Here is a 26742-nt window from a genome sequence, read left to right on the forward strand (position 1 = left end):
CCAAAGGCCGAGCGTCATCGCGGTCGCGCAGGGGCGGCCGTGACGGTGCGACGTCGGGACAAGTTCGTGATCATGGCGCTGGATATGATGGAGGGACGGCTCGCTGTCAATCATACGATCTCCCCGCGCCTCGATTTGATAGGCGCGGGAATCGGTTGGCGGGTTTAGCTCGCGAACTGATTCAACCGGCTTTCTTCAGCGCCAGCGCCTGGATGTAATGCTGGACCAGCGCCGACCCCGCGATTGCGGTCGCGTCGGCATGGTCATAGGGCGGCGAGACCTCGACCACGTCCATGCCGCGGAAATCGAGATCGCGGATGCCCCAGACCATGCGCAGCGCCTGAGCCGAGGTGAAGCCGCCGGCGACCGGCGTCCCCGTCCCCGGAGCGAAAGCGGGGTCGATCGCATCGATGTCGAAGGTCAGATAGGCCGGCCCGGTGCCGACCCGCTCGCGGATGCGCGCAATCGTCCCGGCCACGCCGAGCTCATGGGCCGCATAGGCGTCGAGCACTTCGAGCCCGCAATCGCGCGGGGCGACCGTGCGCAGGCCGATCTGGATCGAGCGGTCGGTGTCGATCAACCCCTCGCGTACGGCCTCCAGCACGAAAGAGCCGTGGCTGATCGCGCCGACGCCGTCGTCCCAGGTGTCCTGATGGGCGTCGAACTGGACCAGCGCCAGCCGGCCATGGCGGGCGACATGGGCGCGCAGCAGCGGCAGGGTGATGAAATGGTCGCCGCCCAGCGTGACGAGATGCGCACCCGAGGCGAGGATGCCGGCGGCCTCCTGCTCGATCGCACGGGCGCAGCCTTGCAGATCGCCGCGCGGCAGCAGGCAGTCGCCATAGTCGACAGCCGCGAGATGCAAGAAGGGATCGATGCGCGAGGGATATTGCGCATCGCCATCGAAGATCACGCTGGCGCGACGCAGCGCCTGCGGCCCGAAACGCGTGCCCGGACGGTTCGAGACGGCGAGGTCGAAGGGCACGCCCCAGATCACGAGATCGCAGCCCGAGACGTCCTTGGAATAGCGGCGACGCATGAAGGACAGCGCCCCGGCATAGGTCGGGTCCTGGGCCGGCCCTCGCCTGTCGCCGGTGAAGGCGTGGTCGATCGGCGGCGTATCGGCGGGCTCGGTCATGTCAGCAATCCGGAAAGGCAGTTTTTTCGGGAGTCAGCGGCGAGGTCCGGCGAGCCAGACATAAAGGCACCAGGGCAGGATCAGGGCGAGGCCGGAGAGCACCAACCGCAGCGTCGTCCAGGCGACCGGGTGCTGCAGTGCGCGGCCGTCAAGCTCGGGCACGCCATGGATCAGCCCGAGCGCGAAGGCCGGCGCGAGAAAGATCACCAGAGCGTTGCCGATGCGGCGGCGGCGCGGCAGGTCATGGCGTGCGAGCGCGATGAGGGCCGGCGCGGCGATCATGCCGAAGGCGATGAGGATCAGAAGGACGCGCATGGGACTCCAGCCGGCGGGGTCGGCTGGGGATGTAGCACGAAGTGGCAGTAGCACCAGCCGTTGCAGAGCGCGGGGAACCGCTCTCCTGTAAGGAGCGGGGTAGGGGTGAGGTGTCGGCCGCTCGACCAGCAGGGCTTGGGCTTCCAGGAAGCAGCGGTGAAGTCGCGGCCCAAGCGCCCAACGGCCGACCCCTCACCCTGCCCTCTGCCTACGGGAGAGGGTTCCCCGCGCCCTATCTCCCCCCGCCAACGCGCAGGATCGCGCCCGTCACATAGGACGCGGCATCGGACAGCAGGAAGAGCACCGTCTCGGCGATCTCGTCGGCGGTCGCGGCGCGCTGGAGCGGGACCAGCGGCGCGATGCGGGCGACACGGCCGGCATCGCCGGTCGAGGCGCCGTGGATCTCGGTCTCGGTGATGCCCGGCGCCACGGCATTGACGCGGATTTCCGGCGCGAGCTCCTTGGACAGGCCAATGGTAAGGCTGTCGATCGCGCCCTTCGAGGCGGCATACCAGACATATTCGCCGGCGCCACCAACCGACGCCGCGACCGAGGAGATGTTGACGATCGCCCTGCCCTTCGCGCCGGTGCTGGCGCGCAGCGCGCGAGCCGCCTCGCGGGCGACCAGAATCGCGCCGGTGACATTCACGTCGATGCAGGTGCGGATCACGGCGGCATCGGCTTCGGCGAGCGGGCTCGACTTGCCGGTGATGCCGGCATTGTTGACGACGTGGGTCAAGGGCCCGAGCGCCGCCCTGGCCTCGGCGAAGACGCGGACGATGTCGGCCTCCGCCGCCATGTCGCCCGGCAGGGCCACGGCCTTCGCGCCAGCCGCCTCGCAGGCTGCGACGACGGAAGCCGCCGCACCCGCCGCGCTCTGATAGTTGACCGCGACGTCATAGCCGCGCTGCGCGGCCATGATGGAGATCGCGGCGCCTATGCCGCGGCTGCCGCCGGTGACGAGGAGGACGGGGCGGGTCATGGTCATCGTGTCTTTCCTGCGGCTGCGCTCGCAATGACGGCGCGGACAGACAATACGAAAAGGGCGGCTCTTGCGAGCCGCCCTTTCCACATACCGGGTGATCGAAAAACGATCAGCGCTTCGAGAACTGGAAGCTGCGGCGGGCCTTGGCCTTGCCGAACTTCTTACGCTCGACGACACGCGAGTCGCGGGTCAGGAAGCCACCCTTCTTGAGCGGGCTGCGAAGCTCCGGCTCGTAGAAGGTCAGCGCCTTGGAGATGCCGTGGCGCACCGCGCCGGCCTGGCCGGAGAGGCCGCCGCCCTTGACCGTGACGACGACGTCGTACTGGGTCAGGCGCTCGACCAGGATCAGCGGCTGCTGGAGGACCATGCGCAGCACGGGGCGCGCAAAGTAGACCTCCTGGTCACGGGTGTTGACCGTGATCTTGCCGGTGCCGGGCTTGATCCAGACGCGGGCGATGGCGTTCTTGCGCTTGCCGGTGGCATAGGCGCGACCCTGCGCATCGACCTTCTTGACGTGGACGGGAGCGTCCGGCTGCGCGGTCTTGGCGACCTGGCCGAGCTGCTCGAGAGACTGAAGAACCTCGGCCATATCAGACCCTCGCATTCTTGCTGTTGAGCGCGGCGACGTCGAGCGCCTCCGGCGACTGGGCTGCGTGGGGGTGCTCGGCGCCCTTGTAGACGCGCAGGTTGCCGAGGATCTGGCGGAAGAGCGGGCCGCGGGGCAGCATGCGCTCGACAGCCTTCTCGACGATGCGCTCCGGGAAGCGACCCTCGAGAATGAACTTGGCGGAGCGCTCCTTGATGCCGCCGGCATAGCCGGTGTGGTGATAGTAGACCTTCTGGTCGCGCTTGCGGCCGGTCAGGACGACCTTGTCGGCATTGATGACGATGATGTTGTCGCCGCAGTCGACATGGGGGGTGTAGGCCGCCTTGTGCTTGCCACGCAGACGCAACGCCACAACTGCGGCGAGACGGCCGACGACGAGCCCGGAGGCGTCGATCACAACCCACTTCTTTTCGACATCGGCGGGCTTGAGCGAGATGGTCTTCATCGCGGGCACCCTTCGGAGCGTTGAGAAAAAAGGACAAGCCACCTTGAGACCGGCGGCGGTGTGGGGCGGTGGATAGTCGCGCGCCCAGCTTCTGTCAATCGCTGAATTCATCGTGTTTTTCGGAAAAACGCATAAATCCGAATGCGATAGAAGAAACGGTATCCAAATACCGCAAACTCCGGTCGCTGGTTCAGCCGGCGTGTCGCAGGGCCTGCACGACGATCAGCGATCCGCCCAGCAGCACGACGCCGTCGAGAATCCAGGCATGGGCCGCCAGCGACAGGCCGCCCGTCAGCCGCCTGGCGAGAAAGGCGCCGGGAATGGCGCACAGCCCGATCACGCCGGCCATGATCCAGGCCGGCCAGGGCAACGCGCCCTGCCAGAGGAACACGGCCGATTTGACGATACCGACCGGCAGCGAGATCGCGGCATCGGTCGCGATCACCGCCATGCCGGACAGCCCGGCCGCGAGCAGCATCGAGATCAGGAAGATGCCGGACCCCGAGGTGCCGCCGACGAGCAGGCCGTAGCCGCCGCTGGCGAGAGCGAGGCCGGCATCGCCGAGATGGCCGTGCCGCCGCGCCATCAGGCGCCGCGCCGGCACGAGCACGATCAGGACGGCGCCGATCAGCAGCATGGCGCCCGGGCCCGACAGCAGGGTGTAGCCATAAGCGCCCAGCGCGGAAAACGGCAAGGCGAACAGCGAGACGATGCCGGCCCGGCGCCAGTCGAGATGGTCGCGAAAGGCGACGAGCCGGCTGCCATTGGTGACGAGCGCCGAAAGGCCGATCACCGGCACGACCGCCTCGGCCCCGATGAGCGGAATCAGGACGGGCGGCAGAAGCAGGCCGGTGCCATAGCCGGCGACCCCGCCGACGACAGACGCCAGAAGCGAGGCCAGGCCGACCAGCGCATATTGCAGCAGCGTCACCTCGGCCATGCGAGCCCGCCCCGCTAGCGCTCGGCGGGAATCGAATAGGTGCCCGTCGCGTGGCCGACCATCTCGCTCTCACCCTGAGAGAACAGCGAGACCTCACCTACGGCGAGCCGCTTGCCGAGCTTGAGCAGCCTCGCCTCTCCGATCAGCGCCGCCTTGCCCGGTTTGCGCAAGAAATTGAAGTTCAGGCTCGTGGTCACGGCGAGCGCGACAGGACCAATCTGGCCGAGGATCGCGGCATAGAGCGCGAGATCGGCCAGCGCCATCATGGTCGGGCCCGAGATCGTGCCGCCGGGCCGCAGATGCTTCTCGTGATAGTCGCAGCGCATGCGGGCCGTCATCGGCCCGACCTCCTCGACGAAATAGGTGCGCCCGCCGATGTGAAGCTGCGGGAAGACCTCGTCGAGATAGGCCTCGAGGTCGGAAGCGGTCATGCGGTTGGTCATGTCGGGCAGTCCGGCGCAGCCTGAGAAGCGGAGATGCCCCTTGCAGCATGGGGGAGCCCGGCGGACAATACGCCAAAATGCAAAGGGAAACGCCAAAGGTCTCCGCCATGAACGCCCATCACAGACCCGATGCCGCCCCCGCGCTGCGGCGCGAGGATGCAGACGGCATCGCCACGCTGACGCTCGACAGGCCGCAATCGCGCAACCCGCTGAGCGAGGCGATGCTGGCTGCGCTCGCAGACGCCCTGACCGCGATCGGCACCGACCGCACGGTCAAGGCGGTCGTGCTGGCGGCGGAAGGCCCGGTCTTCTGCGCCGGCCACGACCTCAAGGAGATGAGCGCGCACCGCGCCGATCCCGATAGGGGCCGCGCCTATTTCGCGGACATATTGGGGCGCTGCTCGGCAATGATGCAGCAGATCACCGCCCTGCCCCAGCCGGTGATCGCCGCCGTCGAGGGCACGGCGACAGCGGCCGGCTGCCAGCTCGTCGCGAGTTGCGATCTCGCTGTCGCCGGCGAGGCCGCCCGCTTCTGCACACCCGGCGTCCATATCGGCCTGTTCTGCTCGACGCCGATGGTGGCGCTGACACGCAACCTCGCCGCCAAGCACGCGCTGGAGATGCTGCTGCTGGGTGAGATGGTGCCGGCCACGGAAGCCGCGCGGATGGGGCTGGTCAACCGTGTCGCGCCAGCAGGCGGCGCACTGGCCGAGGCGCAGCGGCTCGCCGCCGTGATCGCCTCGAAATCGCCGGCGACGATCAAGGTCGGCAAGCGCGCCTTCTACGAGCAGCGTGAGATGGGCCTCAAGGCGGCTTACGACCATGCCAGCGCGGTGATGGTCGAGAACATGCTGGCGCGCGATGCGGAGGAAGGCATCGGCGCCTTTGTCGAGAAGCGCGCGCCGGTGTGGGAGAGCTAAAACAGCAACTGCGAAAAGGATACGCGGGGAACCCTCTCCCGGAGGGAGAGGGCAGGGTGAGGGGTCGGCCCTTGGACCCGTGACGCGATAGCCCAACCGCCGCCGATATCCAGCCACCGATATCTGGCCTACACCTCACCCCTGCCCGTCTCCTTACAGGAGAGGGGTTCCCCGCGCCCCTACGCCGTTTGAACTGAGCTTTTTCTATGACCCACGATGCCTACCCCGACAGCCAGATCCGCGAGATCCTCAAAAGCGTGAAGCGCATCGCGCTCGTCGGCGCCTCCGCCAGCGAGGCCCGGCCGAGCTGGATCGTGACGAAATATCTGATCGACCGTGGATACGACGTCATCCCCGTCAATCCCGGCCTCGCCGGCCAGACCCTGCTCGGGAAGACGGTCTACGCTTCGTTGAAGGAGATTCCGGGCGCGATCGACATGGTCGAGATATTCCGCAATTCGGAAGCGGCAGGGCCGATCACCGACGAGGCGCTGACACTCGATCCGCTGCCGAAGGTCATCTGGATGCAGCTTTCGGTGCGCAATGACGAGGCTGCCGCGCGGGCCGAGGCAAAGGGCATCACGGTCATTATGAACCGCTGCCCCAAGATCGAGTATGGCCGATTTTCCGGCGAAATCGGCTGGCAGGGCATCAATTCGCGGCTGCTGTCGTCGAAGAAGCCGGTCCTGGCCGGCAAGGGCTTCCAGAAGCTGACGATCCACCGGCCGGGGACGTAGAGAAAAGCGTCATGGCCGGGCCCGCCCGGACCATGACGCGCAGCGGGGGCAAGGCGATGCGCGACCTCACCACCACCTGCTGTATCGCCGGAGGCGGCCCCGCCGGGATGATGCTCGGCTTCCTGCTGGCGCGGGCGGGCGTCGACGTGATCGTGCTGGAGAAGCATGCCGACTTCCTGCGCGATTTTCGCGGCGACACCATCCATCCCTCGACCCTGCAACTGATGCACGAGCTCGGCCTGCTCGAGGATTTCCTGAAGCTGCCGCACTCCGCCCTGTCGAACATCGCGATGCGGTTCGGGACCGAGACGATCCAGTTCGCGGATTTCTCGCATCTGCCGGTCGCTGCTCCTTTCGTCGCGATGATGCCGCAATGGGATTTTCTCGATTTCCTGGCCGATCGCGGGCGCGAGCAGCCACGCTTCACATTGATGATGAGCGCCAAGGCCGAAGCGCTGATCGACGAGGCTGGCAAGATCACCGGCCTCACCGGCCAGGATGGTTCCGGCCCATTCTCGATCAGGGCGGACCTCGTCGTCGCCGCCGATGGACGCCGTTCCGACATCCGGGCAGCATCGGGATTGAAGAGCATCGATATCGGCGCGCCGATGGACGTGCTCTGGTTCAGGCTGGCGCGAGAGCCCGGCGACCCCGACCAGACCGGCGGTCAGGTCGCGAACGGGCGGCTTCTGGTGACGCTGGACCGTGGCGATTACTGGCAGAGCGCCTTCGTTATTCCGAAGGGCAGGTTCGAGGCCATGCGCGCGGCGGGGCTGCCCGCTTTCCGCGAGAGCATCGCGAAGCTTGCTCCCTGGTTCGCCGACCGCATGCAAGCGATCCAGGACTGGGACCAGATTAAGCTCCTGACCGTCACCGTCGACCGGCTCGAACAGTGGTGGCGACCCGGCCTGCTCTGCATCGGCGACGCGGCGCATGCGATGTCGCCGATCGGCGGCGTCGGGGTCAATCTCGCGGTTCAGGATGCGGTCGCGGCGGCCAATCGCCTCGCCGCTCCGCTCCGCGAGAAGCGCCTCGGCGATGCCGATCTCGCAGCCGTGCAGGAGCGCCGCGAATTCCCGGCCAAAGCCACGCAACGCATCCAGGTAATTGCGCAGAACCGCATCATCTCGCCGCTGCTGGCCCGCACCGAGAGCGATGCGCCGCTCGGGCCGCCCTTCCTGGTGCGGCTGTTCGACTGGCTGCCGCTGCTGCGGCGCATCCCGGCGCGGCTCGTCGGCATGGGCGTCCGGCCCGAGCATATCGGGCCCGACCTCGCACCCCGCCCCTGAATTGACGCCCTCCGGAGCGTTCGTTAAAACGAACGCAATGTCTCGCATTCAGAAGATCGCAGGGAGTACGCCATGACCGACCGCGCACCGGGGTTCCACACGCTCGCCATTCATGCGGGTGCCGCACCCGATGCGGCGACGGGCGCGCGCGCCACGCCGATCTACCAGACGACCAGCTTCGTCTTCGACGATGTCGACCATGCGGCCTCGCTCTTCGGGCTGCAGGCCTTCGGCAATATCTACACCCGCATCGGCAACCCGACCAACGCGGTGCTGGAAGAGCGCGTCGCGGCTCTGGAGGGCGGCACCGCGGCACTCGCCGTCGCATCGGGCCATGCGGCCGAGTTCCTGTGCTTCCACGCGCTGATGCAGCCGGGCGACGAGTTCGTTGCGGCGCGCAAGCTCTATGGCGGCTCGATCAACCAGTTCAATCATTCCTACAAGAACTTCGGCTGGAACGTGATCTGGGCCGATTCCGACGATCTGGACGCTTTTGCCGCTGCCGTCACACCCAAGACCAAGGCGATCTTCATCGAGTCCATCGCCAATCCGGGCGGCGTGATCGTCGACATCGCCGGCATCTCGGCGATCGCGAAGAAGCACAACATCCCGCTCATCGTCGACAACACGATGGCGACACCCTACCTGATCCGCCCCTTCGAGCACGGTGCCGACATCATCGTGCATTCGCTGACCAAGTTCCTGGGCGGCCACGGCAATTCGATCGGCGGCATCATCGTCGATGGCGGCTCGTTCAACTGGGTCGGCGACGAGCGCTACCCGATGCTGTCGAAGCCCCGGCCGGAATATAACGGCATGGTGCTCGGCGAGACCTTCGGCAATTTCGCCTTCGCCATCGCCTGCCGCGTGCTCGGCCTGCGCGACATGGGCCCGGCGCTGTCGCCCTTCAACGCCTTCATGATCCTGACCGGCATCGAGACCCTGCCTTTGCGCATGCAGCGGCATTGCGAGAGCGCGCTCGCGGTCGCGACGCATCTTTCGAAGCATCCGGCGGTGGAGTGGGTCAGCTATCCCGGCCTGCCCGGCGACACCTATCATGATCTCGCCAAGCGCTATTCGCCCAAGGGCGCCGGCGCGGTCTTCACCTTCGGGCTGAAGGGCGGCTATGACGCCGGCGTCAAGCTCGTCACCGAGCTCAAGCTGTTCTCGCATCTCGCCAATATCGGCGACACGCGCTCGCTGGTGATCCACCCGGCCTCGACCACCCATCGCCAGCTCACCGACGAACAGAAGACGGCGTCCGGCGCCGGCCCGCAGGTGATTCGCCTGTCGATCGGGCTGGAGGATGTGCAGGACCTGATCGACGATCTGGATCAGGCGCTGGCCTGAGCGGCACCTATCTCATGGTCGCCCTTGTCCCGACCATCCACGTCTTCGCCGGTCGAGCGTCGTGTTCAAGACGTGGATGCTCGGGACAAGCCCGAGCATGACGAGGTGGGTCAGGCGTGGTGCATGCCGCGCATCCGCACGCCATGCACCACGCCCATCGCCAGCACCATGAAGGCCAGCGCCTGATGCGCGAGGCCGGCCCAGAGCGGCACGACCAGCAAAAGCGTGACGATGCCCAGCGCGGCCTGCGCCAGCGTCAGCCCGGCAATCGCCGTAGCGCGTCTCGCGCCGCCTGAGCCCGGAGCGCTGCGGCGCAGGGAAAGCGCGTGCCAGAGCGCCAACGCCAGCAAGAGATAGGCGCCGAGGCGGTGGTTGAACTGCACCAGCACGGCATTATCGACGAAATTCTCCCAGAACGGCGTCTGGACGAACAGGGCCGCAGGCGGCGGCACCAGCGCACCGTCCATCAGCGGCCAGGTGTTGTAGGTCAGCCCGGCCTTCGAGCCGGCGACGAGACCGCCGAGCGCGATCTGAACGAAGATCAGCAGCAGCAATGCCAACGCCCATCCGCGCCCCCTCGCCTGCTCGCTGCGCCGCGCCGGCGTCAGCCAGGTCGCGAAAGCGACGACCGAAGCGAAGAACAGCGCCGCAAAGCTCAGATGCAGCGTCAGCTTGACCGGCGCGACCGCGACCATGCCGGGCTCCAGTCCCGAGGCCACCATGATCCATCCGATCGTGCCCTGCAGGCCGAGCAGCAGCCCCATGCCGAACAGGACCAGCACCTGCCGCCAAGGCAGCAGGCGGCGGGCCGCGACGACCAGGAAGCCCGCGAGATAGACCAGGCCGATGAAGCGGCCGAGCTGGCGATGGCCCCATTCCCACCAATAGATGAACTGGAATTCGCCGAGGCTCATGCCCTCGTTCAGGAGCCGGTATTGCGGGCTCTCGCGGTATTTCCCGAACTCGCTCGCCCAGGCCTCGGCCGAGAGCGGCGGCAGCGCGCCGGTGATCGGCTTCCATTCGGTGATGGAGAGGCCGGAACCCGTCAGCCGCGTCGCGCCACCGACGACGACCATGACGAAGACGAGAGCCGCCACGATCCAGAGCCAGCGGCGGATGCCGGCGTGGCTCGCGCCGCGCGCCGTCTCGGAAACGGGTCTATCGAGGGCTATGGTCACGGGTGCGGGGCCTTGCGTCGCATCGGGCGCGCTTCACAAGCGCGGTCGCAGGTGACAGATAGTCCGCGCGCCGGGGCGAAGACAACGCCCGCATTGCCGCAGGCCGGCTGGCGCGGGATCATTGTTGCCGCATCGGCTGCACCGAAAACCGCATTCCACTTTTCGGGCCGATGCTATGGAGAGACCGCAGGATGAGGCAGACCCACCGCAAGCTGATCGGCACCGTCGCGATCCTGGTCTTCGTCTGCGTCTATGCGCTTGTCGCGATGGCGCTGGCACAGGGCCGGATCACCGAGGCGCCGAAGCTCGTGCAGACCATCGCCTATGTCGTACTTGGCCTCGCCTGGGTCCTGCCGCTGCTGCCGCTGATCCGGTGGATGGAGCGGAAGGACGGGGTCTGACGGGCTCGGTCGTCATGCTCGCCCTTGTGGCGAGCACCGACGTCTTGAACACAGGTCTCGACCAGCGAAGTCGTGGATGGTCGGGACAAGCCCGACCATGACGGCATGCGCCGCCGCCCACTACCCCACACTCAGCCGCCGCCCCCGGTTCCACAGCAGGAACGGCAGCCCCGACAACAGCGCGCGAACGGCCGCCTCGCTCTGGTGCAAGCCATTGAGCGAAACGCGCGGCAGCGCGTGCGGATGCGCGGCGTGCCCCGCGAAGAGGTGCCCCGGCCGCGTTGTGACTGCGCTGGCGAAGCCGGCCTCCCGCACCAATGCGAACTCGCGCGGCCCGGCCGAGGTGGGGTCGCCGACCGGATAGGCGAAATGCCGGACGGGGATGCCGAGCTCCGCTTCCAGCCGCGCCTTGCCCTCGACGATCTCCCGACGCGCAAAGGCCGCATCATGCTTCGCCAGCATCGGGTGGCTCAGCGTATGGGCGCCAATGGTTACACCGGGCGCACCGGCCAACGCGCGCAACGTCTCCCAGGGCAGACATTCGCGCTCGACCAGCGCGGCGGCATCGATCCCGGCCTGGGCTGCAAGATCGGAAATCGCTGCCAGCAGAATCGCTTCCGGCTGCTTGCGCAGGCGCCAGTAGAGCCTGTCGAAGGCCTGCTGCTTCTCGGCGTCGCTGCCGGCGCGGGCGCTGAAGGGGCCGTCCGGCAAGGCCAGCGCCACGGCCGGGAGGACCCGGATCGCCTCCTCCAGTTCCAGCCACCAGAGCCTGGCCGTGCGGTCGGCGAACCCGGTCGTGACGAAGAGCGTCCACGGCGCGCCGTGCTTCGCCAGCACGGGCCAGGCCTGTTCGACATTGTCGCTATAGCCGTCGTCGAAGGTCAGTGCGACGAAGAAGCGGCCCTTACGCGGAGCGGACAGGCGGACGAGAGCCTCGTCGAGGGAGACCAGATCGTAGCCCTCGGCGCGGATCAGCCGGAGCGTCATGTCGAGGAAGCCCGGCGTGATCTCCAGCAGGCCGTTCGGGCGAAAGCCGCCCTCGCCGCGAGGCCGGACATGGTGCAGCGTCAGGATGGCACCGGCGCCCTGTGCCAGCCCCCTGCCCCAGCGGTCGGCAAGCGTCGCCGCGATCGCTCCGAAGACGGCGGAGAAGGCTGTGTGACGCAGGTTCATCTGTCCGTTCCGCGGCAACCGCTCGCTAACGCTGTTCGCCGATGCCGGCGTCGAGGCAGCGCGATCTTGCCCAGTCCGTTCACAATAGCGGGTTAAGGAGGCGGCACTGTCCAAATCCCGAGGCCCGGCCATCCATGTCCAGTCTTGCCGAGTCCAGTCTTGCCAAGTCCAATCTAGCCGAGTCCAGCAGTGCCGAGCGCGCGTCGGCCCCGCGCCTGACGGAAAGCCGCGGCGCCTCCGGCGCGCAAGCCTGGCACAGCGTCACGGTCAGCCGCGAGATCGCCGCCGTCGAGGCTGACTGGCACGCGATCGAGGCGCGGGCGCTGGTGACGCCCTATCAGGCCTATGGCTGGGTCCGCGCCTTCGTCGAGACGGTCGGCGCAGCCGATGGCATGGACTTCCGCCATGTCGTCGTCCGGGATGCAGCAAGCGAGCCGCTGGCGATCCTGCCGCTGGTCATCACGCGCCGCAACGGCATCCGCTTCGCCGAATTCATCGGCGGCAAGCACGCCAATTACCATATGGGGCTCTATGCGCCCGCCTTCGCCGCCGCGCTCGACGCCGGAGCGGCGCGCCTGCTGCTCTCCGAGATCAGCGCCGCGATCGGCAGGCTCGACGCCTTCATCTTCGTCAACCAGCCGACGCAGTGGCAGGGCCTCGCCAATCCGCTCGCGGCGCTCGCCGCCGGACCGAGTCCGAGCGGAGCATACAAGCTCGCCCTCGTCAGCGGCGATTGCGACGGCACGCTGCGGCGCTCGATGAGCAGCCACGCCCACAAAAAGCTGAAGAACAAGCGCAACCGCTTCACCGGCTTCGGACCTTCCGCGCTGGTCAGGGCGCACAGCCCCGCCGAGATCGCGCGGGTCATCGATGCCTTCCTGCTGCAGAAAGCCGCCCGTTTCCGGATGATGGGTCTGCCCGATCCCTTCGCTTCACCGGCCGTCCGCGCCTTCATCGAACGTGCCGCACAGCCGGACGGGGACCGCCCCGCGGTGCTTGAACTGTATTCGCTCGACCTCGCCGGCCATTCGGTCGCGACCTATGTCGGCGCCGTGCAGGCGACGCGATTCTCCGGCATGGCGACCTCCTTCGACATGGAAAGCGAGGCCGCCAGGACCAGCCCCGGCGAGATCCTGCTGGTCGACCTGATCAAGCTGAAATGCCGCGAGGGGATCACCGTGTTCGATCTCGGCGTCGGCGAGGCGCGCTACAAGACCACGATCTGCGACGAGCGCGACGAACTGGTCGACAGCTTTCTGCCGCTGACCGCAAAGGGACATGCCTTCACCGGCATCGCCCGCGCCAAGCGCTGGGCCAAGCGCCGGATCAAGGCTTCGCCGGCCGCCCTGAAGCTGGCGCATCGCGTCTCTGGCTGGCTGAACCGGGGCCGCGCGCGAACGGTCGAGGATTAGCGCAGGCCGCGTCTCGAGAGGCCTCACATCCTTGGAGGCGCCAGCCTGCGGCGCTCCTCGGGACAAGAGCTCGGATACGCTCAGACCGGCGCGGGGTCGCGCTCGCGCAGGCCGCGCAGCACCGTGCCTTCCGGCGCATCCAGCATCAGCGTCACCGGGACCTTGGCCAGATCGGCCAGGCGATAGGCCGCCTCGACGGCGTGGCCGTTGCCGAACTGGCCGGCCATGACGAGCCCGCCCTGGGCGCAACCGGCCAGTGGGGCCAGCACCGACGCCTCGTCATTCGAGGCGGCGGCGACCAGAACCCAGTCATAGGTCTCGCAGAGCGCGTCCAGCGCGACCTCGACGAGATCGGAGGCGGCGAGCACGGCTGCCCGGCCGGCCCGGCCGGGGCCGATGCGGTGCAGCCGCGAGCCTTGCTCGCGCGTGATGATGTCGGAGAACAGCGCCTCGCCGGCGAGCAGTTCCGAGAAGCCGGGCTGGCTGCGGCCCTCATCGGCAGCGAGGTCGACGATGATGCAGCGGCAACGTTGCGACAGCAGTTCGGCCAGGTCGTGCGGCGTGGTCGCGCCCTCGCCGGCGCCATCCAGCACGAGCACCATCGGCGCCATGCCGCGCGCGGGCTCCTCGATGCGCTCGGCCAGATCGGCCAGCGTTTGTTCGGGATGGGCGAGATCGAGCGTGATCTGGCCGAGGCGGCCGCCATGCGTCAACAGGCCGGCCACGCGCTCGCGGCGCGGATCGACCTGGTTCTCCTCGGTCCTTGCGGCTCCGCCGCCGACCCAGCCCGGCGCCCGGCGGGGCTGGGGCATGGGCGCATCACGGCGACCGTTGAGCAGCTCGCGCGACACCACCGTCGCCAGCGAGGCGAGAAAGGTCGCCAGCGTCGCCACCAGCACCGTCGGCAGCTTCTTCGGGAAGGAGGGCTCGGTCGGCTCGACGGCGCGCGAGATCACGCGGGCGTCGGCAGGGGTCGCGTTCTGGGTATCGCGGGCTACGGCCTCGCGGTAACGCAGCATGTATTGCTCGAGCTGCTCGCGCAGCGTGCGCGCCTCGCGCTCCAGCGCCCGCAACTGCACCTCGCTGTCATTGCCGGAGGAGACGTTCTTCTTCTGGCCGTCGAGTGCGGCCGTGAAGCTCTCGACGCGCTGTCCGGCGATCCTGGCCTCGTTCTCCAGCGTCCGCACCGTGCGCTCGGCGGCGGCGCGAAGCTGCCCTTCGAGATCGGCGAGCTGGGCGTTGAGCTCCTTGATCCGGGGATGCTCCGAGAGAAGATTGCGCGATTCGAGCGCGATCTGGGCGCGCAGATTGACGCGCTGCTCGATCAGCCGGCGGACCAGTTCGTTGTTGGCGACGTCGGGGATCTCGAAGGTGCGGCCCTGCTTGATCGCGTCGCGGATCAGGCCTGCCTTGGCCTGCGCCTCGGCCTGCTGGCTGCGGGCCGCGGAGAGCTGCGTCGACAGGTCGCCAAGCTGCTGGGCGTTGATCGTGGTGTTGTTGGCGCCGACCAGCAGGCCGTTGCGCGAGCGGAAATCCTCGACCTTGGCCTCGGCCTCGGCGAGGCGCTTGCGCAGCGGCTCGATGGTGGTCGAGAGCCATGAGGAGGCGCTGCGGGCGGTGTCCTGCTTGGCGGCTTCCTGCAGCTCGAGATAGGCGTTGGCGATGATGTTGGCGCCCTTGGCGGCGAGTTCCGGGTCCTGCGAGGTGAACTCGACTGCGACAATGCGCGAGCGCCCGACCGGATAGACCAGCAGCCGGTCGAAATACTTCTCCAGCACCCGGTCTTCGGGCGAGCGGTCAGCCGGATGACCGCCGAGGCCGACCAGGACACCGATCTTGCGCAGTGCGTTCAGGGCGCCGGCGCCGGAATCGAATTCGGCATTGCCGACGAGTCCCATGCGCTTGATCGCCTCGCGGGCGAGGTCGCGCGACATGATGATCTGAACCTGGCTCTGCACGGCCTCGGCGTCGAACTGGCCCGTACTGTCAGGCAAGGCCTGCCCCGGCAGCGCGAAGAATCCGCCGCGGTTCTCGAGCAGGATGCGGGCCTCGCCGGTATATCGCGGCGAGACGAGATTGACGGCTACGAAGGAGAGACCGAAGACCGCCAGCGTCGGCCCGATGATCCAGGCCTTGCGCCGCTTGATCGCGACCCAGAGCGCGGAGAGGTCGAGCATGTCGCCGCGGCCGTCACCGTCGCGCACGGGCTGCTCGCGGACCTGCTCCCTGACGTGGCTCTCGGTGTGAGCGGTCATGACCCATCCATTCACGCAAAACTCTCGCGCCCTGGACAGGACGCAGCGTCAATGAAAGCGCAGTAAGGTTAGTGCAGGGTTAAGAACGCGGCGAAGCGCCGTGCCGATCCGGGCCGAACCCGTCCTCCTGAAGCCTTTGTTAACCATATCGCGCCCATGCTCCGGCAGGGTTCCGCATGGGTATCGCTTGTGATGAGTCGACGTCTCGCCTCTCTCGCCTTGGCCGTCGCCATGAGTGCTGCCTTGACGGCGGGCGCATGCGCGCCGCGCTATGCGCCGTCCGACTACGCGCTCGCGCAGCCGGCCGGGCCCTACCGCCTCGCGAGCGGCGACCGCCTGCGCGTCATCGTCTTCGGCCAGGACAATCTCTCGAACATCTATGCCGTGGATGGCTCGGGCAAAATCGCGATGCCGCTAATCGGTTCGGTCGAAGCGCAGGGACGCACGACACTGCAACTGGAGAAGGCGATCGAAGCCAAGCTGCGCGGCGGCTTCCTGCGCGAGCCAAAGGTCTCGGTCGAGGTCGACACCTACCGCCCCTTCTTCGTGCTCGGCGAAGTGACGAATTCCGGCCAGTTCCCTTACGTCCACGGCATGACCGTGCAGACGGCGGTGGCCATCGCCGGCGGCTTCACGCCGCGCGGCCAGCGCGCCTATGCCGAGGTGACGCGGCAGGTCGAGGACCAGCTCGTGACCGCGAGCGTGCCGATCACCTATGCGGTGCAGCCCGGGGACACGATCGTCATCAAGGAACGCTGGTTCTAGCGCATTTTTCGATCCAGACGGATCGCTCGAATACTCCCGTCTTTTGTCTCAACGCGTTTTCTTTACGCGAGCCGGTACCGCCTTCGCCCGAAAACGCTCCAAGCCCGTCCGGAGACCCCTGATGACGGACGCCTCGCTGCCGCGGCTGCGGATCCTGCACGTTTTCCGGGCGCCGCTCGGCGGGCTGTTCCGGCATGTGCTCGACCTCGCGCGCGGCCAGGCGGAGCGCGGCCACGATGTCGGCATCTTCTGCGATGCCACGACCGGCGGCAGCCGAGCCGACGATGTCTTCGCCGAACTCTCCGACAAGCTGACACTCGGCATCACGCGCGTGCCGATGTCGCGCTATCCCAGCCTTACCGACGCCAGGGCCCAGATGAGCACGATCGCGCTGCGCTCGCGGCTCGCGCCCGACGTCGTCCACTGCCACGGCTCGAAGGGCGGGCTCTATGGCCGGCTTCCGGCGATCGCCAACCCCTGGCGGCGTTACATCACCGCCTACACCCCCCATGGCGGGAGCTTCAATTACAAGCCCGGCGGAACCGAGCACAAGATCTACATGACGGTGGAGCGGCTGCTCGAAGGCGCCACCGACATGTTCCTGTTCGAGAGCCGCTTCATCGTCGGACGCTTCGAGGCCCATATCGGCCATCTGCCACGCACCGACCATCGCATCGTGCTGAACGGCATTTCGGACCCGGAATTCGAGCCGATCGACCACACCGACGCGACGTTCGACTTGGTCTATCTCGGCGAATTGCGCTCGGCGAAAGGCATCGACACGCTGATCGATGCGCTCAGCCTGCTCAAGAGCCGTGACGCGTTGACGCCGCGCATCCTGATCGTCGGGTCCGGCCCCGACGAGGCGGCACTGCGGGCGCTGACCGTATCGCGCGGCATCGCCGATCAATGCGTCTTCGAACCACCGGGCCCGATCCGGCGGGCGCTGTCGCGTGCTCATGTGATGGTGGTGCCGTCGCGGGCGGAATCGCTGCCCTATGTCATCCTGGAAGCCGCGGCCGCGGCTCAGCCGCTGGTCTCGACCAATGTCGGCGGCATCAACGAGATCTACGGGCCACGCCACAGGGACCGGCTGATCCCGACCAACGACCCGGCCGTGCTCGCCGACGCGATTCGCAGGATACTGGCGACGCCGGACGCCGAACGGCGCGCCGAAGCGGCCGATCTCGCCCAGCATGTGCGGCAGCACTTCCGGCTGGATTCGATGATCGACGGCGTGCTCACGGCCTATCGCGACGCCCTTGCCAGGCGGGCCCGAGGCTGAGCGGCCGCTGAACCTACAGCAGCTTGAGCGCGACGACGCCCGCGAGGACCGGCCCGATGCCGGCCCAGCCCGTCGGCCTGATGCGCTGGCCGAAGGCGAGCGCGCCGACGATCGCGGTGACGACCAGCCCCGCTCCGCCCCAGACGGCATAGGCGACGGAGAGATCCATGCCGCGGATCGCCTGGGCGAGCGCGGCGAAGGCGCCCGTCACCAGCACGATCCCGAGCAGGCCGCGGAGTCGGTGGCGCAGGCCGTCGGAAAGCTTGAGCAGGCAGGAACCCGCAACCTCGAGCACAACCGCCAGGGCGAGCCAGGCGATGGCGAAGCTCTGCGGTATCAGGGGGGCGATCATGCCGACCTCCCCTTCGGCTCGTCGGCGGGAGCCTCGCCGACACCGCGTTCAAGCAGCAGGATGCCGGCCAGGATCGCGGCGAGCGCGAGCAGGCGCCCGGCACTGAGATGCTCGCCGAAGAGCAGATGGCCGGCGGCGGCGATCCCGACGATGCCGAGCCCCTCCCAGACGGCATAGGCGACGGCGAGCGGAATGACGCGGAGCGCGATGCTGAGCAAGGCGAAGGACAGGCCGATCAGGCCAAGCGGCAGAAGCGCCACCAGCCAGGGCGCCGAGACGACCGACTTCAGCGCAGCCGCCGCGACGATCTCGACGGCGATGGCCGCGAGCAGGAAGAACCAATGGGTAGACATGTTGCACACGGGCGAAGCCGGCGCTGGGCGTCACGGGTGAGACGCTGAGGCAGCCAGGCAAGAGTTGGAGTTTGAATCAGGTCCGGATCAAGAAAGGCTTTCGGCGGGCACCCCGCGAAAGCTGCACAGCGCCGGCCTGCCGATCCAGAAAGGATCGCAGGCATGATCGCGCAGAAATGTGCTTCTCAGACACTCATCACGCTGACATATAGCCTCGACATTGCTTTTCGTCAACCTGAAACGACTTCCGGATGATTTTCGACGCGAGAATTCGAGTAAATTCGTGCCCGCCAAGCTCCAGCCAATACATTGATCGTCCGAGGAAAAACGCACCTTTCAACAGAACCTGACCGAGACCTTCGGCGCCCCCCATTTCGGGACGCGATCCGGCCTCGGGAATGACGGCCCGGGACGGGGCTGGCGGTTGCGCTGCCAGGAGAGTGCGTGCCGAAACAGCGACCGGTCCGGTTAAGCCTTCCGTGAGCATTTTCCGGTAGGTCAGCAGCATGATCGGCAGGCCGACGAAGGCAACGCGCCCGCCATGCCGACAGCGACCAGGGATTTGACGTCATGGGTGCCTTCGATGTCCGCGATCTGCTCAAGGCGGACGCCGCCGGCTCGGTAACATCCGGCAGGGTCAGGCCCGCGAACACGAGCGACGGCACGCGCGTCTTCCATCCGCTGGCCGAGCAGATCGCCGCCATGCCGGTCAAGCCGACGCTGTCGCCCGTGATGATCGAGGGGCTGGTGCGCCTGCTCGACGTTCTGGCCGTGACCGGCGCCGGCGCGCTGGTCTACTGGCTCTATGCCGCCGGCAATGTCGACAACAGCCTGCCCTACCAGATCACGATCCCGGCCATGGCGATCGGTGCGCTCGCCATCTTCCAGGCGCTGCATCTTTATCATGTCGGGGCGCTGCGGAATTTCATCGCCATGGCGGTCAGGCTCGCCAGCGGCTGGAGCCTGCTCTTCCTGATCACGCTCGCCGCCTTCTTCTTCCTCAAGGCCGGCGACCAGGTCTCCCGCGTCTGGCTGCTCGGCTTCTATGGCGCGGGCGCCGCCGCCCTGCTCGGCGAGCGCCTGCTGGTCACGCTCGGCGTGCGGCATCTGACGCGCAGCGGACGGCTGGAACGACGCACCGCGATCGTCGGTGGCGGCGAGGCCGGCGAGGCCCTGATCCGCGCGCTGGAAGCGCAGCGCGACACCGGCCTGCGCATCTGCGGCATCTTCGACGATCGCAATGACGACCGCTCGCCCGACCTCGTCGCCGGCTACCCGAAGCTCGGCACGATCGACGATCTGGTCGAGTTCGCCCGGCGCACCAAGCTCGACCTCGTGATCTTCACCCTGCCGATCTCGGCCGAGACGCGGCTGCTTGGGATGCTGCGCAAACTCTGGGTGCTGCCGATCGACATCCGCCTCTCGGCGCATATGTCGAAGCTGCGCTTCCGGCCGCGCTCCTATTCCTATTTCGGCGCGGTGCCGGTGCTCGACGTCTTCGACCGGCCAATCGCCGATTGGGACATCGTGGTCAAATGGCTGTTCGACAAGATCGCCGGCACGCTGGCGCTGATCGCGCTCTCGCCGGTGATGCTGGCGACGGCGATCGCGATCAAGCTCGATTCGAAAGGCCCCATCCTGTTCCGGCAGAAGCGCTACGGCTTCAACAACGAGCTGATCGAGGTGCTGAAGTTCCGCTCGCTCTACCATGAGATGACCGACCACAAGGCAGCGCGGCAGGTCACGAAGGATGATCCGCGCGTCACCCGCGTCGGCCGCTTCATCCGCAAAACTTCGATCGACGAGCTGCCGCAACTGCTCAACGTCGTGCTGCGGGGCAATCTCTCGCTGGTCGGCCCGCGCCCGCATGCGATCCACGCCACCGCCTCGAACCGCGCCTATGAGCAGGTCGTCGACGGCTATTTCGCGCGCCACAAGGTCAAGCCCGGCATCACCGGCTGGGCGCAGGTCAATGGCTGGCGCGGCGAGACCGACACCGAGGACAAGATCCAGCGCCGCGTCGAGCACGACCTCTACTACATCGAGAACTGGTCGGTGCTGCTCGACCTCTACATTCTCGTGAAGACGCCGCTGTCGCTGCTGACCAAGACCGAGAACGCCTATTGAGCGCGTTCGCCGACAGCGCCGGGCAGGAGCCGCGCCGCCGCGGCAGCCTGCGCATCTCCCATGCCTCGCTCAAGCGCGGTGTGCTCTGGCTGCTGACGGCGTCGAGCGGGCTCGCGCTGATCGAACCCTCGCCCTATGAGCTGGTCTTCCTGCTCGCCGTCCTCGTCTTCGCCCTGACCGGCATCCGCTTCTCGCAGAAGCTGCTGCCGATGGCGCTGCTGCTGCTGCTCTATAACATCGGCGGCACCTTCTCGCTGATCCCCTGGATGGACGACGCGGCTGCGGTGCGCTTCACCGCGGTCTCGGTCTATCTGATGGTGACCGCGATCTTCCTCGCCGCGATCATGGCCGACGATGCGCTCGGCCGGCTCGAAACGCTGCGCAGGGGCTATCTCTTCGCGGCCTGGGGCGCGGGGTTCGCCGGCGTTCTCGGCTATTTCGATATCGCCGGGCTCAGCTCGATCTTCTCGCTCTACGGGCGCGCGTCAGGCACCTTCAAGGACCCAAACGTGCTCGGGCCCTTCCTCGTCCTGCCGATCGTCTACACGCTGCAGCATATCCTGACCGGCCGGCTCGGCCTGACCCGCGGCCTTCTGGTGATGAGCGTGCCGCTGGCGGCCCTGTTCCTGACCTTCTCGCGCGGCGCCTGGGGCAATCTCGTCGCCGCGGCGCTGATGATGATCGCGCTGACCTTCCTGACAGCGCCGAACGCCGCGGGGCGGGCCCGCATCGTCGCGCTGACGCTGACGGCGCTGGGCCTCGTCACCGTCGCGCTGCTGGTCGCGCTCTCCTTCGAGAGCATCCGCAGCGTCTTCGAGGTACGCGCCAGCCTCGACCAGAGCTACGACCAGGGCGTCACCGGCCGCTTCGGCAACCAGCTCCGCTCGATCCCGCTGCTGCTGGACGAGCCCAACGGCTTCGGCCCGCTGCGCTTCCGCTGGCTGTTCCCGGAGGACCCGCACAACGTCTACATCAACGCCTTCGCCTCCTATGGCTGGCTCGGCGGCATCTCATGGCTCGCCCTGATGGCGGCGACCTGTCTCGTCGGCTGGCGGCTGGTGTTCCAGCGCTCGCCCCGGCAGAGCCATGCGATCGTACTGTGGTCGGTGCTGTTCGTCACGATCCTGCAGGGCCTGCAGATCGACACCGACCACTGGCGCCACATGTACCTGATGCTCGGCCTGATCTGGGGGCTGGCGGCGCTGCCTGTGACGCCGGCGACGATGCCAGCCATGCCCTCTCCAACCCGCGCCGCTTGAGGCAGGGTCGGATTTTATGCTACCTATTGCCTCCTGGACAGGAGCGCAACGCGATGCAGACCGCCGAGAAGATCAGCATCACCATGACGCCGGAGATGATGGTGGAGGTGCGCGCCAGCGTCGCGGCGGGGGAATATGCCTCGACCAGCGAGGTGCTGCGCGATGCCGTTCGCGTCTGGCAGCGCCTGCGCGCCGAGCAGGCCGAGCGGCTGGCGTCGATTCGCGCCCGTGCGGAACGCGCTGTCGGAGACCTGCGTCCGAGCCTGACCGGACAGGAGATCAAGGACCGCCTCTCCTCCCTTCACGCCGAAACCGTGAAGGCGCATCGGAATGAAGCGGTATAGCGTCGCCTACCGCGAAGAGGCTGCGAGCGATCTGGCCGCTATCTATCGCTGGGTCTATGAGGCGAGCCTCGACCCGATCACTGCCGAGCGATTCCTGCAGCGCATCCTGACGCTGTGCGAGAAAATCGGCGGCATGCCCCATGGCGGCAGGCCTCGCGACGATCTGCTCGCCGGCCTGCGGACATTTCCGTTCGAGAAGCGCGTCGTCATCGCCTATCGCATCGAGGGCGAGACTGTCGAGATCACCAATGTCTTCCATGGCGGCCGCGATTATGACGCGCTCTACCGCGCGGAGGACGATTCCGAACGCTGAGCATGCCGCCGCATCCCTCTTCGGCGAGCGCGATCGGAACCGGGCCCAACGCCCGACGGGTGCTCAGCCCCGGTCCTTGCGCACGACGACATAGGCGTAGGTCGTCACGAAATCCCAGCCGACCTTCGCCGAGAGCGCGTTGAAGCCGTGATCGAGCTGCTTCAGGCCGGGGACGCGGTCGAAATAGCCATGGCCCCAGAAGCGCTGGATGTGCAGGTCGGTGAAGCCGGCACGGTTGAGCATCGGCGCGAGCTGCTTGCGGCTGCCACGGCACCAGTCGTAGAGCGCCGGGAATTTTGGGTCGCCGCCGCCGTCGCGCCTTGCCGGGAACATCGCATGCACGACGGCGCGCGAGACGCTCTCCGGGAGCACGTGGTTGAGGGCGAAGGCCGGAGCCCACAGCGTCGGAAAGAAGGCGAGCGCGACACCGCCCGGCGACAGCAAAGCGTGGATGTTGGTCCAGGCGCGCTCCACATCGGCGACATGCTCGAAGACCATGCGCGAGACCATGAGATCGTAGCCACCGCGCGCGATGTCCGGCTCGGAGAGGTCACCCGCAATGTCGAAGCGCGCGGTCCGGAGGCCGGCCGGCGTCAGCGCCAGTTCGCCGGGATCGATGTCGTTGACGATGAGATCGATGCCGCGACGCTTCGCCTGCTCGGCCGTGAAAAGCGGGTCACGCCCGCCGCCGATCTCGCAGACCCGGCGCAGGCCGAACTGCCGCGTCAGGCGCAGGATGGTCTCTTCGTAGTGGTCCCACGCCCATTGCGAGTGCCAGTCGGGTGCGAGCTCACGGAAGAAGGCCTCGAACGAGCCCGGGGGGTTCGCCAGGGCGCGCATCGAGGGGCGCGCCGGGGTCGCCGTGACTGTCGCCAATGACATGGTCTTCTCCGCCTGCGTAACCTCCCGTCCCACGAAAACCATGCCGGCATCGCCTCGGCACCGCAATCGGAGAATTAATCGACGGTTAATGCGGAGGGAGCCGGACTGTGCCGCGTCGGCGCAGATCACGATAACCGGCGATCGACGTGAATCAGACGCGCAAGCACGTTGCATCCGCGCCGCCCCCCCACTATAAGCCGAGCCGTCGGAGCGTAGCGCAGCCCGGTTAGCGCACTTGTCTGGGGGACAAGGGGTCGGAGGTTCGAATCCTCTCGCTCCGACCATAAATCCCAAGAAAATCAAACTGTTAAGAGCGCTCTCGCGACAAGGTCAGCTGCGAGACAGGGAACAAAACGGGCACAATCCGCCCCTATCGGGACAGAAAATTCCGACAAACGTTCTGCGGCCGTTCGAGAATCTCATGAGGGCCGATGAACGCCCGCCGGATCGTCGAGCCCGCGGTATCTGGATTTGCCGCGGCGGCGCGGTGGGCGCTCAGGTTCGGCGCCTCTGGCTCCGACAGTTCGGCTAGGCCGGCCCCTTTCGCTCCAACGCCTCTTGTCGCCTGAGAAGATCGTCGAGGCGTTCTTGTTGCTCGGCGAGCCTTGCCGAAATCCTCTCTTCCGTGGCAGCGCCGGAGGCACCAGTCGCCTGCTCGGTCAGATTCTCGATGTTTCGCCGGAGCAGCGCGATAAGCTCTTCGAGATTGTCGATGTCAGCCATTGTCGGGGACCCGTCCTTCTTGCCGCCACGCACCACGATCTGAAGCGCGCCATCAGGTAATGGACGCTGAAGTCCCCCTGCCTGTTCCAAGGGGGCTGTCATCCAGACCTCGCATTCCTCGGGCGCCGTCAGGATGACAGGAATCGCTTTCGGATGAATAGCCTTGACCTCGGCGTTCGGGTCTGTGGTCCGGAAGGCATAGAGATCAGCTTCAACCTCACCGTCTTTCAGCTTGTGCACGCTCTTCCACTGCAGCGTCCAAATTCCGACGAAGAAGGCCATCGGCCTTCCCTCGCCGAAGGCGAATCAGATGTCGCCGCCCTCGGCCTTGTTGAACTCGCTGAAGCTGGTGAACGGCACCGGGCAGCGATGCTCGAGGCCGAGCCAGCGGCGTCAATGCGGGCTTTTGGTGTTCGGACATTGGTCACGCCCGGATCAGCCTTCTTGCCTTTGAGGGCAAAGACGGGAGACGGCATGCCCCAACGCTTTATTGCGAGCGCAGGACCACCCTTTTCGGTTCGGATCATCGGCGCCTTCATAGTCCGGGAAGATGCCCGGCTGCGGCGCAATCTGGGCCATCACGTCGAAGGTCGCGAAAGGCGACTGATCGCGTCGACGTTCCGGGTGTGGCCGTAGATGGGGTGATTGCGATTGCCGCCAGCCGGTGCAGCCTGCAGTTCGAAGCCGCCATCCCGGCGGCTCACGGGGAGCCACATCATGTAGCATTTCGTGGGACTGGATGTGTCGCTGGCCGAGACCGCCATCTGCATCGTGGATCAAGATGGGATCATCGTTACAGAGGGTAAAAGCCCGTCCGATCCGGAGGCCATTTCAACCTGGCTAAGCGATGCAGGCATTGAGATCGACCGGATCGGGCTTGAGATCGGCGGGTTGTCTCGCTGGTTGTGCATTGAGTAAAAGGCTGGCGGCTGGCCCGCGTTCTGCATTGACCCTCGCCGCCTGCGAGGCGTCACGAAGACGATGCCGGTGAAGACAGATCGCAACGATGCGCGCGCGATTGCCCAGGTTATGCGTGTCGGCTGGTTCAACATCGTCCACATCAAAAGCACTCAGTCGCAGGAGCTGCGCATGCTCCTGGCCAATCGCAAAGCGCTCCTCACCAAGCAGATCGATATCGAGAACGAGATCCGTGGGACGCTTCGCGTCTTTGGCCTGAAGCTGTCTGGCCGGATCCAGCATGCTGTGTTCGAGCCGCGGGCCTCAGAGCTTCTCGCCGATCACCCGCGACTGGCCGCCATAGTGCAGCCGATGTTGATTGCCCGCGCCGCTCTTCGCGATCAGTGCGCTGTCCTGCACAGGATGCTGCTGCAACTCATCAGGAAGGATGAAGTCTGCCGCAGGCTGATGACGGTTCCGGGCGTGGGAGCACTGACGGCCATCACCTTCGTCACCACTGTCGACGATCCGGCTCGTTTTGAACGGTCGCGGGATGTCGGTCCACACCTCGGCCTGACACCGCGCAAGTATGCTTCCGGCGAGGTCGATCGCAACGGGGCAATCTCTAAATGCGGTGACGGCCTGTGTCGCTCCACGCTGTCTCAGGCCTCGCTGCCGCTATTGACCCGCACCAAGCGCTGGTCCTCGTTGAAGGCTTGGGGCATGTCGGTGGCCAAGCGAAGGGGACTGCGTCGCGCGGTCGTCGCGGTCGCTCGCAAGCTCGCCATCATCATGCATCGGATTTGGACTGACGGGGCCGAGTTCCGTTGGTTCCGCGAGGAGGCCACAGCCTGGACGATGAGGTAGACGAGCTCCGCCGCGTCGGCGGACGGGCGTCCGCGAGGACAAGGTCGAGGTGACTGCGCTGCAACCTTTGTGCACTTAGCCCGCGTTTCTGTAGATAGCAGCCCCCCGATCATCGGACCACATTCCTGAGGCGGCCAAAGCGCCGACCTCGCAGACAAGAGCGAGCCTCGCGGTCACCATTGGGGAGTTAACGCCCGGTTCTCGGAACTAGGCTCAGGACTCATTGATCAGAGCCAGAAGATGACGGCTGCGGCGATGCAGATTGCCGAGAAGAAAGTGTGGGCGCATCGATCGTAGCGGGTTGCGATGCGGCGCCAGTCCTTGAGCTTGGCGAAGAGGTTCTCGACCTTGTGGCGCTGGCGGTAGAGCGCCTTGTCATAAGGGTACGGGGTTTTCCGGCTTCGGCTCGAGGGGATGCAGGGCGCGATGCCCTTGGCGGCGAGCGCCTGGCGGAACGGCGTGCTGTCGTAGCCACGATCGGCGATGAGGGTTTTGGCTGGCGGCAGGGCGGCGAGCACGAGGCTTGCGCCCTTGTGGTCGCTCATCTGGCCTTCCGACAGGAGCATGATGATTGGGCGGCCGCTCTCGTCGCAGACAGTGTGGAGCTTGGAGTTCAGCCCGCCCTTGGTCCGCCCGATACGACGGGGAACAGCCCCTTTTTGAGCAGGCTCGCCGCCGTGCGATGGGCCTTGAGATGCGTCGCGTCGATCATGATGCGCTCCGGCTTGGGTCCCTCGCCGGCGAGCCCGGCGAAGATCCGGTCGAAGACGCCGAGCCGGCTCCAGCGGATGAAGCGGTTGTAGAGCGTCTTGTGGGGACCGTAGCCCTTGGGCGCGTCCTTCCACTGCAGGCCGCTGCGGATGATGTAGACGATCCCGCTCACCACGCGCCGATCATCGACCCGTGGCACGCCATGCGAGAGCGGAAAATGCGGCGATATCCGCGTCATCTGCCGCTCGCTCAGCAAAAACAAATCATTCATCACAG

Annotated in this window: 27 protein-coding genes, 1 tRNA gene and 2 pseudogenes; 14 read left to right on the forward strand and 16 right to left on the reverse strand. The window is 66.9% G+C overall.

Features of this window, described 5'->3' with window-relative positions; translation table 11 throughout:
• Positions 1-181 precede the first annotated feature (181 nt).
• The 7 genes from speB to C8D03_RS25410 all read right to left on the reverse strand — a co-directional run bounded on the left by speB (position 182) and on the right by C8D03_RS25410 (position 4861).
• Complete coding sequence (gene speB / locus C8D03_RS25380; RefSeq protein WP_108050822.1) at positions 182-1138, reverse strand: agmatinase; 957 nt, start codon at positions 1136-1138, stop codon at positions 182-184.
• A gap of 33 nt (positions 1139-1171) precedes the next feature.
• Positions 1172-1453 (reverse strand): hypothetical protein, encoded by a 282-nt coding sequence (locus C8D03_RS25385; protein WP_108050823.1) that lies wholly within the window; start codon positions 1451-1453, stop codon positions 1172-1174.
• 232 nt (positions 1454-1685) lie between these two features.
• The gene (locus tag C8D03_RS25390; protein WP_210203964.1) at positions 1686-2441 is read right to left on the reverse strand and encodes an SDR family oxidoreductase; all 756 of its coding nucleotides are present in this window, start codon (positions 2439-2441) and stop codon (positions 1686-1688) included.
• Between the two features lie 106 nt (positions 2442-2547).
• Positions 2548-3027, reverse strand: coding sequence for a 30S ribosomal protein S9 (gene rpsI, locus C8D03_RS25395; RefSeq protein WP_056802602.1), 480 nt, complete (start codon positions 3025-3027; stop codon positions 2548-2550).
• Position 3028: 1 nt separating this feature from the next.
• The gene (gene rplM, locus C8D03_RS25400) at positions 3029-3490 is read right to left on the reverse strand and encodes a 50S ribosomal protein L13 (RefSeq protein ID WP_054207811.1); all 462 of its coding nucleotides are present in this window, start codon (positions 3488-3490) and stop codon (positions 3029-3031) included.
• A gap of 190 nt (positions 3491-3680) precedes the next feature.
• Entirely contained in the window at positions 3681-4430 is a 750-nt protein-coding gene (locus C8D03_RS25405; RefSeq protein WP_108050825.1) for a sulfite exporter TauE/SafE family protein, read from the reverse strand.
• Between the two features lie 14 nt (positions 4431-4444).
• Entirely contained in the window at positions 4445-4861 is a 417-nt protein-coding gene (locus C8D03_RS25410) for a PaaI family thioesterase (protein WP_248308622.1), read from the reverse strand.
• Positions 4862-4980: 119 nt separating this feature from the next.
• Between C8D03_RS25410 and C8D03_RS25415 the strand changes: the two genes are divergently transcribed.
• The 4 genes from C8D03_RS25415 (at position 4981) to C8D03_RS25430 (ending at position 9169) form a co-directional block, all read left to right on the forward strand.
• Entirely contained in the window at positions 4981-5793 is an 813-nt protein-coding gene (locus tag C8D03_RS25415) for an enoyl-CoA hydratase (RefSeq protein WP_108050829.1), read from the forward strand.
• A 206-nt stretch (positions 5794-5999) separates the two neighbouring features.
• Positions 6000-6530 (forward strand): CoA-binding protein, encoded by a 531-nt coding sequence (locus C8D03_RS25420; RefSeq protein ID WP_108050831.1) that lies wholly within the window; start codon positions 6000-6002, stop codon positions 6528-6530.
• Between the two features lie 11 nt (positions 6531-6541).
• Complete coding sequence (locus C8D03_RS25425) at positions 6542-7819, forward strand: FAD-dependent oxidoreductase (protein WP_348981712.1); 1278 nt, start codon at positions 6542-6544, stop codon at positions 7817-7819.
• Positions 7820-7891: 72 nt separating this feature from the next.
• The gene (locus tag C8D03_RS25430) at positions 7892-9169 is read left to right on the forward strand and encodes an O-acetylhomoserine aminocarboxypropyltransferase (RefSeq protein ID WP_108050833.1); all 1278 of its coding nucleotides are present in this window, start codon (positions 7892-7894) and stop codon (positions 9167-9169) included.
• Between the two features lie 110 nt (positions 9170-9279).
• Here C8D03_RS25430 and C8D03_RS25435 read toward each other — a convergent pair whose 3' ends face one another.
• Positions 9280-10347 (reverse strand): COX15/CtaA family protein, encoded by a 1068-nt coding sequence (locus C8D03_RS25435; protein ID WP_248308623.1) that lies wholly within the window; start codon positions 10345-10347, stop codon positions 9280-9282.
• A 191-nt stretch (positions 10348-10538) separates the two neighbouring features.
• Here C8D03_RS25435 and C8D03_RS25440 point away from each other — a divergent pair, with 191 nt between their 5' ends.
• A complete protein-coding gene (locus C8D03_RS25440) occupies positions 10539-10748 on the forward strand; it encodes a DUF2842 domain-containing protein (RefSeq protein WP_108050835.1) in 210 nt (69 codons plus the stop codon).
• Between the two features lie 120 nt (positions 10749-10868).
• On the opposite strand, the gene C8D03_RS25445 is transcribed toward C8D03_RS25440, so the two are convergent.
• A complete protein-coding gene (locus C8D03_RS25445) occupies positions 10869-11921 on the reverse strand; it encodes a polysaccharide deacetylase family protein (RefSeq protein ID WP_108050837.1) in 1053 nt (350 codons plus the stop codon).
• Between the two features lie 134 nt (positions 11922-12055).
• Between C8D03_RS25445 and C8D03_RS25450 the strand changes: the two genes are divergently transcribed.
• Positions 12056-13333 carry a GNAT family N-acetyltransferase gene (locus C8D03_RS25450; protein ID WP_181301252.1) on the forward strand — a complete coding sequence of 426 codons (1278 nt, stop codon included), beginning with the start codon at positions 12056-12058 and terminating at the stop codon, positions 13331-13333.
• A gap of 80 nt (positions 13334-13413) precedes the next feature.
• On the opposite strand, the gene C8D03_RS25455 is transcribed toward C8D03_RS25450, so the two are convergent.
• Positions 13414-15588, reverse strand: a complete 2175-nt coding sequence (locus tag C8D03_RS25455; protein WP_108050841.1) for a GumC family protein — start codon at positions 15586-15588, stop codon at positions 13414-13416.
• A 192-nt stretch (positions 15589-15780) separates the two neighbouring features.
• Between C8D03_RS25455 and C8D03_RS25460 the strand changes: the two genes are divergently transcribed.
• On the forward strand, positions 15781-16353 hold the full coding sequence (locus C8D03_RS25460; RefSeq protein WP_108050843.1) for a polysaccharide biosynthesis/export family protein: 573 nt from the start codon (positions 15781-15783) through the stop codon (positions 16351-16353).
• Between the two features lie 121 nt (positions 16354-16474).
• The gene (locus C8D03_RS25465; RefSeq protein ID WP_108050845.1) at positions 16475-17638 is read left to right on the forward strand and encodes a glycosyltransferase family 4 protein; all 1164 of its coding nucleotides are present in this window, start codon (positions 16475-16477) and stop codon (positions 17636-17638) included.
• Positions 17639-17651: 13 nt separating this feature from the next.
• Here C8D03_RS25465 and mdtI read toward each other — a convergent pair whose 3' ends face one another.
• The 3 genes from mdtI to C8D03_RS26305 form a co-directional block, all read right to left on the reverse strand.
• Positions 17652-17990, reverse strand: a complete 339-nt coding sequence (mdtI, locus tag C8D03_RS25470; RefSeq protein WP_108050847.1) for a multidrug/spermidine efflux SMR transporter subunit MdtI — start codon at positions 17988-17990, stop codon at positions 17652-17654.
• Complete coding sequence (locus C8D03_RS25475) at positions 17987-18343, reverse strand: DMT family transporter (RefSeq protein ID WP_108050849.1); 357 nt, start codon at positions 18341-18343, stop codon at positions 17987-17989. Before C8D03_RS25475 ends, mdtI begins: the two co-directional genes overlap by 4 nt.
• Positions 18344-18539: 196 nt before the next feature.
• Positions 18540-18851 (reverse strand): hypothetical protein, encoded by a 312-nt coding sequence (locus C8D03_RS26305; protein ID WP_146170288.1) that lies wholly within the window; start codon positions 18849-18851, stop codon positions 18540-18542.
• 62 nt (positions 18852-18913) lie between these two features.
• Between C8D03_RS26305 and C8D03_RS25480 the strand changes: the two genes are divergently transcribed.
• Genes C8D03_RS25480 through C8D03_RS25495 form a run of 4 tightly spaced genes read left to right on the forward strand, consistent with a single transcriptional unit; the run spans position 18914 to position 22386 of the window.
• Positions 18914-20470, forward strand: a complete 1557-nt coding sequence (locus C8D03_RS25480) for an undecaprenyl-phosphate glucose phosphotransferase (RefSeq protein ID WP_108050851.1) — start codon at positions 18914-18916, stop codon at positions 20468-20470.
• A complete protein-coding gene (locus C8D03_RS25485; RefSeq protein ID WP_108050853.1) occupies positions 20467-21729 on the forward strand; it encodes an O-antigen ligase family protein in 1263 nt (420 codons plus the stop codon). Before C8D03_RS25480 ends, C8D03_RS25485 begins: the two co-directional genes overlap by 4 nt.
• A gap of 53 nt (positions 21730-21782) precedes the next feature.
• Positions 21783-22073, forward strand: a complete 291-nt coding sequence (locus tag C8D03_RS25490) for a ribbon-helix-helix domain-containing protein (RefSeq protein WP_108050855.1) — start codon at positions 21783-21785, stop codon at positions 22071-22073.
• The gene (locus C8D03_RS25495) at positions 22060-22386 is read left to right on the forward strand and encodes a type II toxin-antitoxin system RelE/ParE family toxin (RefSeq protein WP_108050857.1); all 327 of its coding nucleotides are present in this window, start codon (positions 22060-22062) and stop codon (positions 22384-22386) included. The genes C8D03_RS25490 and C8D03_RS25495 overlap by 14 nt, the downstream gene beginning before the upstream one ends.
• 63 nt (positions 22387-22449) lie before the next feature.
• On the opposite strand, the gene C8D03_RS25500 is transcribed toward C8D03_RS25495, so the two are convergent.
• Entirely contained in the window at positions 22450-23268 is an 819-nt protein-coding gene (locus tag C8D03_RS25500) for a class I SAM-dependent methyltransferase (RefSeq protein ID WP_181301254.1), read from the reverse strand.
• 206 nt (positions 23269-23474) lie between these two features.
• Between C8D03_RS25500 and C8D03_RS25505 the strand changes: the two genes are divergently transcribed.
• Positions 23475-23552 (forward strand) — tRNA-Pro (locus tag C8D03_RS25505).
• A 451-nt stretch (positions 23553-24003) separates the two neighbouring features.
• On the opposite strand, the pseudogene C8D03_RS26920 reads toward C8D03_RS25505, so the two are convergent.
• Positions 24004-24570 (reverse strand): annotated as a pseudogene (locus tag C8D03_RS26920) (SOS response-associated peptidase family protein); the annotation flags it as partial.
• Between the two features lie 150 nt (positions 24571-24720).
• Here C8D03_RS26920 and C8D03_RS25515 point away from each other — a divergent pair.
• Positions 24721-25755 (forward strand): annotated as a pseudogene (locus tag C8D03_RS25515) (IS110 family RNA-guided transposase).
• Positions 25756-25982: 227 nt separating this feature from the next.
• On the opposite strand, the gene C8D03_RS25520 reads toward C8D03_RS25515, so the two are convergent.
• A protein-coding gene (locus tag C8D03_RS25520) for an IS5 family transposase (protein ID WP_108046102.1) occupies positions 25983-26737 on the reverse strand; the annotation gives its coding sequence in 2 pieces (ribosomal slippage) (positions 25983-26404 and positions 26404-26737; 756 coding nt in all).
• Positions 26738-26742: the final 5 nt, after the last annotated feature.

It is taken from the genome of Bosea sp. 124, from assembly GCF_003046175.1.
GTDB lineage: Bacteria > Pseudomonadota > Alphaproteobacteria > Rhizobiales > Beijerinckiaceae > Allobosea.